Annotated in this window: 1 protein-coding gene and 1 pseudogene; one reads left to right on the top strand and one right to left on the bottom strand. The window is 46.2% G+C overall.

The window, feature by feature from the left end; all coding sequences use genetic code 11:
• Positions 1-137 (bottom strand): annotated as a pseudogene (locus tag AC1DUO_RS25745) (DNA-protecting protein DprA); the annotation flags it as partial.
• Positions 138-265: 128 nt separating this feature from the next.
• Here AC1DUO_RS25745 and def point away from each other — a divergent pair.
• Positions 266-758 (top strand): peptide deformylase (def, locus tag AC1DUO_RS25740; RefSeq protein ID WP_477989553.1); only part of this gene is annotated, 493 nt, incomplete at its 3' end.

Here is a 758-nt window from a genome sequence, read left to right as displayed (position 1 = left end):
GGGAGAAGTCCACTGTTTGCTAATTCTGAGGACGAATAAATGCCCCGGCAGAATAAGGTCTGAATGATCCCCATAGCGTGATGAGGATCGAGGCGTTTTACCACCGACAAACGTATCCATGCTTCCTGTAATGTCATTATCCATTCCCTTCTCAAGGCCTTTCAGCGACTGATACAATTGGCAGAGGATGCTGTCAATCTGGGCAGGAAATGTCTAGAATAGAGTCTATATATCTTCAATCAATTGAATAAAGATCCAGAAAAATATGTCCGTATTACAGATATTACATTTCCCAGACGAGCGGCTTCGCATAACGGCAAAACCGGTCAAAGAAGTTAACGCTGAAATCCAGCAGATCGTGGATGATATGTTTGAAACCATGTATGCAGAGGAAGGCATTGGCCTTGCTGCAACTCAGGTCGATATTCATCAGCGTATCATCGTGATTGATGTCTCTGAAAACCGCGACGAGCGTCTGGTTCTCATCAACCCTGAATTGCTGGAAAAGAGCGGCGAAACCGGGATTGAAGAAGGCTGTCTGTCGATCCCTGATCAACGGGCGCTGGTGCCGCGTGCTGAAAAAGTAAAAATCCGCGCGCTTGACCGTGACGGTAAAACCTTCGAGCTCGAAGCCGATGATCTGCTGGCAATTTGTATCCAGCATGAAATGGATCATCTGGTAGGTAAATTATTCGTGGATTACTTGTCTCCGTTGAAACGTCAGCGTATTCGCCAGAAAATGGAAAAAATGGCCAAGC

The sequence above is a fragment of the Rahnella sp. P4_A8 genome, from assembly GCF_056402435.1.
The sequence above is the reverse complement of the archived record's forward strand: the minus strand, read 5'-3'. Positions and strand labels throughout refer to the sequence as shown.